Genomic DNA, 7,819 nt, shown 5'->3' on the forward strand with positions numbered 1-7,819 from the left:
GAGATACGCGACGACATCCACGAAGCCTTCCTCACCCTCGGATGCGCGCTCATCTGCTGGCGACGCCTGAAGTCATTCCGATAGGAGTTCTAAGGGCGGGGTCGTGATCCCCCGGTCCGCTCCCCCCTGGCCGGCAGCCCCTACCTGCACCGCACCATCAAGCAGACCCGATCCACTTTCACCAGCACATGCCTATGACCGACCCCGATATCTCCTCCCTCGAACTGTGCACCCGTGGTCTTGCCGCCCGGCTTCCCGGCGTGTGGGTCTACAGCCACCTGCGCCACGGCTCTCTCGCGGCCGTCGGCCGGGTGGAACTCTGGCGGCACCCCTTCGATGATCGTCCCCCCGTTCCTGCGCGGGGCGAGCACGCGGTCCTCCACGGCCCCCTGGGGCTGGGGCTCTATCTCATGCCCCACCGATCGCGCTTCCTCGTGAGCCCCATCGTCCCCGCCGACATCCACGAGGACACGGCCGACCGCGTTCCCGCCCCGCCCGCAGTCGCGGTCCCGCCCGCCCCGGCGCGAGCCGCCTGGCGCGTCATCGACCGCCTGCTGCCCCACTACGTCACGGCCGTCTCGCAGGCCCGCGGACTCAGCTCACCCTCCGCCCAGCCCGCTCAACCGACCGACGGTCGTTCCCGTTCCGGCACCACGGGATATCCGGCACCGGTGACCGGACCGACGCGATAACCGAGCCCAGCGCACCGCCTCCCGGCCGCGCCCTCGCGCGCCGACCCCACCCAAGGCCGTTCATGCCCCACACCGCCGCCCTCGCCATCCGCAACCTCCTGCACCTCGCCGACGACTCCGTCCGCTGCCAGGAGGCCCTCGCTCTCATTCCCCTGAACCGCCCCGTACCTGCGATCGCCCTGGAGGTCCAGGCGGAACACATCCGGTGCAACGTACGCACCGCGCTCGGCATCGCCCAGGACCTCATCCCGCTACGCGACCGGGCCACGGACCATGCCACCCGCCTCTCACACCACCGGGTCGTGGCCCGTCTCGGGCAGGTCGCCCACCTCGCTCTCGCCGGACACGACGCCCTGCACACCGCCGCCCGGGACGGCCGCGACCCCCCGCATCCCGGCACGGTGCAGGCGACGGTCGCGCTGAACATCGTCGCCAACCTCACCTCCTTGGCCGCCACCGACGCTCTCGCCGTGGCTGACACTCTGGCGACGACGATCCCCGACACACGCGGCTGCCACACCGACCCCTTGTCCCCCAAGTTCCGCGCTCTCCTTCGCGCCGCCGCACAGGGAAGCCTCGCCATGGGGCCGCGCACAGCGGCGGCAGATGGCCAGCTCGTGGGTCCGGATCTGGTCCGGTCAGCACAGGAGCGTGGCCTCCCCACCCGCGAGGGCACCGACACCGAGATCGACCGGCCCCATCTCACCCCGGAGGGCTGCCGCGCCCTGGCGTCCTCCATGACCGCCCGGGCCGCGCCGCAGCCGCCCCGACCGTGGGTGGGCCCGGCTCTCTCCAACCTTCGAAAACGCTGATCACCCGCGTCCCCCAGGCACCACCGCACCGGCCGCTGCCCGACTCCTCCACCGACTGGGCGCCGCCGACCCCAGCGACCAGCGCGTCCACCGGGAAAGGCTCCCCTGCCCTCCTCCGGCTCCCTCCACGCTCGTCTCACCCAACATCGTTGTGCTCTATGCGTATTCGTGCCCGCCGGCCTGCATACGGTCACCGCGGAGCGGCGGCACCTCGATCGTCTCGCCGAGGCCGGCACCGACCTGTTCGAGGTCGGCCTCCCCCACCACATCGCGGTGCTCGACGGCCCCGTCATCCAGTCCGCCTACCACCGCGCCCCCCAGCAGGACGAGAACGTCTTCGCCCGCACCCTGCGCACCGTCGAACATGCCGCTGGTCTCCGGCCGACCGTCGTCATGACCTACTGGGAGCCCCTCCGCCGTCACGGCCCCGAGCACGCAGCGCGCCGGATCGCCGACGCCGGCGCCGCAGGCGTGATGGTCGTCGGCCTGCCCGATCACGACGCCGCCCGCTGGTACGACGCCGCCAAGTCCGCGGGCCTGCGCACCCCGCGTCTCGTCCCGCGTCACACCCCCGACAGCGCGCTGCCGCGCGCGGTCGCCGGAGCATCGGGGTGGCTCTACGCCCCCGCCGCTCCCGCCCCCACCGGCTACCAGGGTCCACTCAATCTCCCGGCCCTCGCCGGCTTCACTCGGCGCCTGCGCTCAGTGAGCTCGCTGCCCGTGGTCTGCGGGGTGGGGATCTCCACCCCGGACCTCGCTGCCCGCGTCGCCCCGCTGGTCGACGCGGTCGTCATCGGCACCCCCCTCGTCCGCGCCCTGAGCACCCACCCCGATCACGCCCCGCCGCTGGTCACCGAGTTCGCCAGGGCCCTGAACCGCCCGCCCTCCTCCACGGACCGCCATGCCTGACTCCCCCACCACCACCTCCACGCGGGCCGAAGCACTCGACCGCCTCACCGCCGGCGCGCTCGCCCTCCATCGTGCTCTGCGTGCTGGTCGCCCTTCCGATACGCACACGCTGACCTCCCAGATCACCGACACGCACGCCCTCACGCGCACCGCGCTGCTGCTGTTCCGCGACCTGAGCAGGTCCAGGCAGCACGTCGCCGAGAACCTGCTGCTCCTCGACCACGTCGCGCAGATCGCCAAGGCCGCCCAGCACACCGGCGCCGAGCTGACCGCCGCCCTCGCCCGCGCCGTCGAACACGAGCGCCACCGCTCCCGCTCCAGCGGTGCAGGGCCGGTCGTCCTGACCGGCCCCTCCCCACAGCAGCACCTCGCTGCCGCAGCCGACCTCCTCGACCGCATCCCCACGCTCTTCCACGCCCCCCACCATTCCCCTGACACCACCGCGCTCCAGGCCGTCCTCCAGGCCCTGGTGGGCGATCCGGGCGAGCAGCAGCTCCGTCTCGTGGACGGACCGCCGCCCTGCGCGTGCCGCGAAGACGCGGAGAACCCGGCCCGGGCCGTCGGGTCGGTCGCTTGATCCTTGACCTCTTCGCCGGTCCGGGCGGATGGAGCCACTGCCTGAGCATGCTCGGCGTCCGGGACGTCGGGCTCGAATGGGACGAGTGGGCCTGCAAGACCCGTGCTGCTGCAGGTCAGTTGACGATCCGGACGGACGTGGCGGCGTATCCGGTGTGGCCGTGGGTCGGCCGCGTTCACGGGCTGATCGCGTCGCCGCCGTGCCAGGCGTGGTCGAGGGCCGGGCGGCGCCTGGGCCTGATCGACCAGCCGCTCGTCCACCACGCCGTCGCCGACCTCGCCGCCGGACGCGACACCCGCGCCCAGCTCCTGACCGCCTGCCGCGACGAACGGTCACTTCTCGCCGCCGAGCCGATGCGCTACCTCCACGCACTGCATGCCGCCGGTCAGCCCGAATGGGTCGCGATGGAGGAAGTCCCCGACGTGCTGCCGCTGTGGCAGCAGTACGCCGCCATCCTCCGCTCCTGGAGCTTCTCCGTGTGGACGGGCATCCTCAACTCGGCCAACTACGGCGTGCCGCAGACCCGGCGACGGGCGATCCTGCTCGCCTCCCGCGTCCGCACCGCCGCGCCACCCGACCCCACCCACGCCCAACACCCCGATGCAGACCTGCTGTTCGGGACCAGGCGGGAGCGCTGGGTGTCGATGGCCGAGGCGCTCGGCTGGGGCGCCACCGACCGCCCCGTTCCCACGGTGTGCGCGGGCGGCGGGCCCGGCGGCGGCCCCGAACCCTTCCCCTCCGGCGCCCGCCGGGCGCTGTCCGACGCGCGCGAGCGCGGCACCTGGGTCTCTCTCGACACGGTGCTGAAGCCCCGGGATTCGAGGCGGGCCGCTCGGCACGGTGTCCGCCTCTCCCAGACCTCCGATGTTCCGGCGCCCGACCGCATTGGTCAGGCAGGGCGGTGGAAGTGGTCGCTGCGGAGCAACAACCAGACCAACGCCACCGTCCGTCCGCTGACCGAGCCTGCTGGCACGCTGTTCTTCGGTCACCGGGCAAACGAGTGCGGCTGGATCGCAGAACCGGCGGAGTCCTCCGATGTGGAGAACGGCAGCCCAGCTCCGGAGCCGATCCGGATCACCGCCCGCGAAGCCGGCATCCTGCAGAGCTTCCCGGCGGACTACCCGTGGCAGGGCACCAAGGGCGCCGTCTTCAGCCAGATCGGCAACGCGGTTCCCCCGCTGCTCGCCAGCCACCTCCTCGCGCCCCACGTCCTCGATCGCGCCCTTCGACCTGACGACTTCGTCCTGGCCGCCTGACCTCACCGATCCCGCAGATAACTCGCCTTGGGAGACCTCACGCCCTCCGACGTACCCACACCGCACGATCTTGCCCGCGCCCTGGCCCACCACCTGCACCCGGACGCTACCCCCCGCGACGTCACCATCAGCTTCGATGCGCGCCGCACTGCTCCCCTCGACTTCCGCGACCGTGGGTGTGGTGGCCCCGCCAACGCCGTCGCCTTGTCGACGCATTCCGAACTCTTCGGCCTGCCGGAAGACCGCCCGCTGCCGACGGCCCTCGACGAACTCCTGCAGGCCACGTACACAGCCCGCGACGGCGAGCAGCAGCAGGCAGTACTCGACCGGTTGTCCGATCAGCTTCGCAACGCCGCCGAGATCCTCGAATGGGCCCGCGACCACGCCAACCGGCGCCGACTGCCCAGGGACACCTGGGAATGGCTGAAGGACGCCACGGACACCGCCCGGCACCTGGCCGACGGACTCGACGGCATCAGCCCCGCCTTCACCACCACAGCGTCCTCTCACGCGTACGGGAACGCACGGAGCAACCCCTCGGCCGGCCCTACGCCTCCGCCACCCGGCCCCAGTACCTCCCCGGGGCCCACCGCCGGCCGCCGCTGACCGGCACCGCCCTCCCGTAACTCCCGCTCTCTTGCCCCAATGACGTCACCGCTCCGGCCAGCAGATGCCGCACATGAACACGACGCGGTCCAGGAAGACGTGGACGTGTTCGCAGTGCGGCCCGTCCACTACGCCGAGCAAGCCCTGCTCGGCGCCCTCCTCCTCAACCCCCGTCTCCTCCCCGGTCTCCCCCCGCTCGCCCCCGACCACTTCGACAACCACACCCACAGCGTCCTGTTCGGCGTGATGCAGCGCCTCCCCCCTCCCGACCCGGTCGAGCACGCCGCATCGCCGGTCTGGCCGGCCGCGGTCGCCGCCGCCGCGCGGGCACACGCACCAGGCGTCACCCCGACATACCTCCACACCCTCATCGCCACCTGCCCGGCCCCCGCCCACGCACCCGCATACGCGCGGATGATCCGCGCCGCCCACGCCCGCCGCACCCTCCGCCAACACGCCCTCACCCTGGAACAGGCCGCCACCGACACCCGCCATCCCCACCCGGCCACCGCGGCGCTTACCGCCGCCGATGCCCTCGCCACCGAACTCGACGAACTGGCCGCCACCTTCGCTCCGCACCCCGGATCGCTGCCCCGCACCCCAACGCCCGCCCCGCCACCGCGGACACCGTCCAATGACGAACGGGCCGACGAACGTGATCTGCTGGCCGCGCTCGCCGCGCACCCCGACGCCCTGCACCACATGCGCTGGCTCCACCCGGACGACTACGCCGTCCCGCTGCACGGCGCCGTGCACCGGAGCCTGACCGCCCTCGCCCACCGCGGCGACGCCATCGACCCCGTCACCGTCCTATGGGAAGCCCAGCACCGCGGACTCCTCGACCAGACGCCGACCACCGACGTCATGGCGCTGGTCACCACCCCCACCGGCACCCCGGAGCACTGGGGCACCGTGGTGGTCGAGCGCGCGCTGCTCCACCACGCCCACACCACCGCCCGGCACATCCGCGCCTACACCGACGACCCGGCCACCACACCCCACCAACTCATCACCGGAAGCCGCCGCGCCCCCGCCGCCCTCCACGCGGTCCGCATCCGCTGGCACCAGGCCACCGCACCACCCCGCGCCCCCGGCACACACCGGCCCGCCGCACGGGGGCGCCCACCCCCGCCGACGGCAACGCCCCCGCCCACCACCACAGCGAAAACGAAACGAACCTCATGACAGACGAGCTACACAGCACCCGGTACAGCCCCACGCGTATCCGAGCCACATGGAACGGAACAGGAAGCATGCCCGACGCTTCCAAGGCCCTGGGTTCTCGCGATCGAAGGGTTACGACCTCGTCCGCCACGGAACCTTCCCGTGCCGTGTCCTCACCATCGGCCGGACCGCCCGCGTCGTCACCGCCTCTCTCCTCCGCGTCCTGGAAAGCGGCGAACCGGAGTACAACACCCCTACCACCGCGGTTCTCCATAATCCACCGCAGAGAGAAGCCGCATAGCTGTCGTCGCCTCACTCCGTGGCGTCCACCGCGCGGCCAGGCGGTCACCGCCGTGCACGAGCCTGCCGCGAACCGGCGAAGCAACCGCTCCACCCTCCGCCCCGGCCGGGCGACTACTTCACAACGCCCCCTAATACTCCAGCTGTAGATCGTGATCAGGCGTCGTGAGACGCTGCCCTTCATGATCGCCAAGCTGCAGTGTGTAGTGCTGGACTGTGCCGATGTCGTTGAGTTGTCCCGGTTCTACCAGTCACTTCTCGGCGGTGTGGTGAACCAGCCGGATCCGCGGTGGTCGCTGGGCGACGACTGGGCGACGCTCCACGCCGACAATGGGTTCGTGCTGGCCTTCCAGCGGGTGGAAGATCATCAGCCGCCCCGGTGGCCGGATCCCGCTCGGCCCCAGCAGTTCCACCTCGACCTGGGGGGCAAGGACCTGGACCAAGCTCAGGAAGAGGCCCTCAAACGGGGCGCCACACTGCTCGATGAGGGTGACGGAAAGCGGAGTTGGCGCATCTTCGCGGATCCCGCAGGACACCCGTTCTGTCTCGTCCGGGACTGTTAGGGGGACACCGCACGGTGCGGCCACCATTGATCATCGCGAGTTGTGTGGACTTACGAAGAGACGGTGGCTGCAGGTCACCGCATAGATCCCGCGCGTTGGCCGGAGGCGTTCGAGGGCCTGATAGGACGGATCGCCGGCCGGTTCAAGCGAGTTGAGCCCCGGCGCCGGGCCGGGCGGCTGGTGCTGGGGCTGCTGTCAGACCTGCCGCGCAAGAACTGCTGGTCGATTGCGGAGTGGGCCGGGGAGGCCGGCCCCCACGGTATGCAGCATCTGCTGTGCCGGGCCGTCTGGGATGCCGACGCTGTCCGTGATGACGTGCGTGAATACGTGGTCGATCACCTCCGCGACGAGGCCACGGTGCTGGTTGTCGACGAGAAGTGAGAAGGGGGCTGGCCGGATTGGATGAGCACCAGGTCCGCCGCTACCCCTCCTGGGCCGGTTGGGTCACCCTCGCGATGCTGGCCCATGCTTTCCTCGCCGTCGTCCGCGCCGACGCATACGCACACCGACCCGCACCGGACGACCTGATCCCGTTGACCTGCAACGAGATCCAGCGCCTGTTCATCGCCGTCGTTGTCCGACCCGATCACGGCCCTGCCCACCGGCTCGCCTTGTCCACCTGGCGACGCCGCCACCAGGCGCGATCACGCGGCAGTCATGACCGGCGACAAGCCGCATCCCAGACATGAAGAGCAGGATCTACAGCTGGAGTGCTAACCCGGGGCCCTTGTATCCCGGACGGAGCGGCAAACTCGTGCCACACCCAACGACACCGCCGCGGACCTGCGCGAGGAGAATGCGAATGGCTCCGGCAGGAAAGAGGTCCGACGACGTGGGGGGCGGGTTCCCCCCCCCCCCCCCCCCCCCCCCCCCTCCTCCCCCCCCCCCCCCCCCCCCCACCCCCCCCCCCACCCTTTTCTCCCCCTTCCGTTCTTGGTTT

At 71.5% G+C, this 7,819-nt stretch carries 9 protein-coding genes and 1 pseudogene; all 10 read left to right on the forward strand.

Annotation, left to right across the window (positions count from 1 at the left end):
• The first annotated feature begins 194 nt into the window (after positions 1-194).
• The 10 genes and pseudogenes from ACZ4U4_RS29630 to ACZ4U4_RS29675 all read left to right on the forward strand — a co-directional run bounded on the left by ACZ4U4_RS29630 (position 195) and on the right by ACZ4U4_RS29675 (position 7,568).
• Positions 195-692: a hypothetical protein gene (locus ACZ4U4_RS29630; protein ID WP_467880639.1), complete on the forward strand. Its 498-nt coding sequence runs from the start codon at positions 195-197 to the stop codon at positions 690-692.
• A gap of 62 nt (positions 693-754) precedes the next feature.
• Positions 755-1,504, forward strand: a complete 750-nt coding sequence (locus tag ACZ4U4_RS29635; RefSeq protein ID WP_467880642.1) for a hypothetical protein — start codon at positions 755-757, stop codon at positions 1,502-1,504.
• A gap of 105 nt (positions 1,505-1,609) precedes the next feature.
• The gene (trpA, locus tag ACZ4U4_RS29640) at positions 1,610-2,413 is read left to right on the forward strand and encodes a tryptophan synthase subunit alpha (protein ID WP_467880760.1); all 804 of its coding nucleotides are present in this window, start codon (positions 1,610-1,612) and stop codon (positions 2,411-2,413) included.
• Complete coding sequence (locus ACZ4U4_RS29645; protein ID WP_467880644.1) at positions 2,406-2,990, forward strand: hypothetical protein; 585 nt, start codon at positions 2,406-2,408, stop codon at positions 2,988-2,990. Before trpA ends, ACZ4U4_RS29645 begins: the two co-directional genes overlap by 8 nt.
• Entirely contained in the window at positions 2,987-4,246 is a 1,260-nt protein-coding gene (locus tag ACZ4U4_RS29650; RefSeq protein ID WP_467880647.1) for a DNA cytosine methyltransferase, read from the forward strand. The genes ACZ4U4_RS29645 and ACZ4U4_RS29650 overlap by 4 nt, the downstream gene beginning before the upstream one ends.
• Positions 4,247-4,273: 27 nt before the next feature.
• Positions 4,274-4,852 (forward strand): hypothetical protein, encoded by a 579-nt coding sequence (locus ACZ4U4_RS29655; RefSeq protein WP_467880650.1) that lies wholly within the window; start codon positions 4,274-4,276, stop codon positions 4,850-4,852.
• A 99-nt stretch (positions 4,853-4,951) separates the two neighbouring features.
• The gene (locus tag ACZ4U4_RS29660) at positions 4,952-6,037 is read left to right on the forward strand and encodes a DnaB-like helicase N-terminal domain-containing protein (RefSeq protein WP_467880653.1); all 1,086 of its coding nucleotides are present in this window, start codon (positions 4,952-4,954) and stop codon (positions 6,035-6,037) included.
• A gap of 461 nt (positions 6,038-6,498) precedes the next feature.
• Positions 6,499-6,879, forward strand: a complete 381-nt coding sequence (locus tag ACZ4U4_RS29665) for a VOC family protein (RefSeq protein ID WP_467880655.1) — start codon at positions 6,499-6,501, stop codon at positions 6,877-6,879.
• Between the two features lie 120 nt (positions 6,880-6,999).
• Positions 7,000-7,254: pseudogene (locus tag ACZ4U4_RS29670) on the forward strand (transposase); the annotation flags it as partial.
• Positions 7,255-7,277: 23 nt separating this feature from the next.
• Positions 7,278-7,568: a hypothetical protein gene (locus tag ACZ4U4_RS29675; RefSeq protein ID WP_467880658.1), complete on the forward strand. Its 291-nt coding sequence runs from the start codon at positions 7,278-7,280 to the stop codon at positions 7,566-7,568.
• Positions 7,569-7,819: the final 251 nt, after the last annotated feature.

The organism is Streptomyces sp. NPDC029159 (assembly GCF_055564055.1).

What these genes read in the sequence shown, in the direction of transcription:
- ACZ4U4_RS29630 (WP_467880639.1), top strand. Translation starts at nt 195, where the DNA reads ATGACCGACCCCGATATCTCCTCCCTCGAACTGTGCACCCGTGGTCTT.
- ACZ4U4_RS29635 (WP_467880642.1), top strand. Translation starts at nt 755, where the DNA reads ATGCCCCACACCGCCGCCCTCGCCATCCGCAACCTCCTGCACCTCGCC.
- ACZ4U4_RS29645 (WP_467880644.1), top strand. Translation starts at nt 2,406, where the DNA reads ATGCCTGACTCCCCCACCACCACCTCCACGCGGGCCGAAGCACTCGAC.
- ACZ4U4_RS29665 (WP_467880655.1), top strand. Translation starts at nt 6,499, where the DNA reads ATGATCGCCAAGCTGCAGTGTGTAGTGCTGGACTGTGCCGATGTCGTT.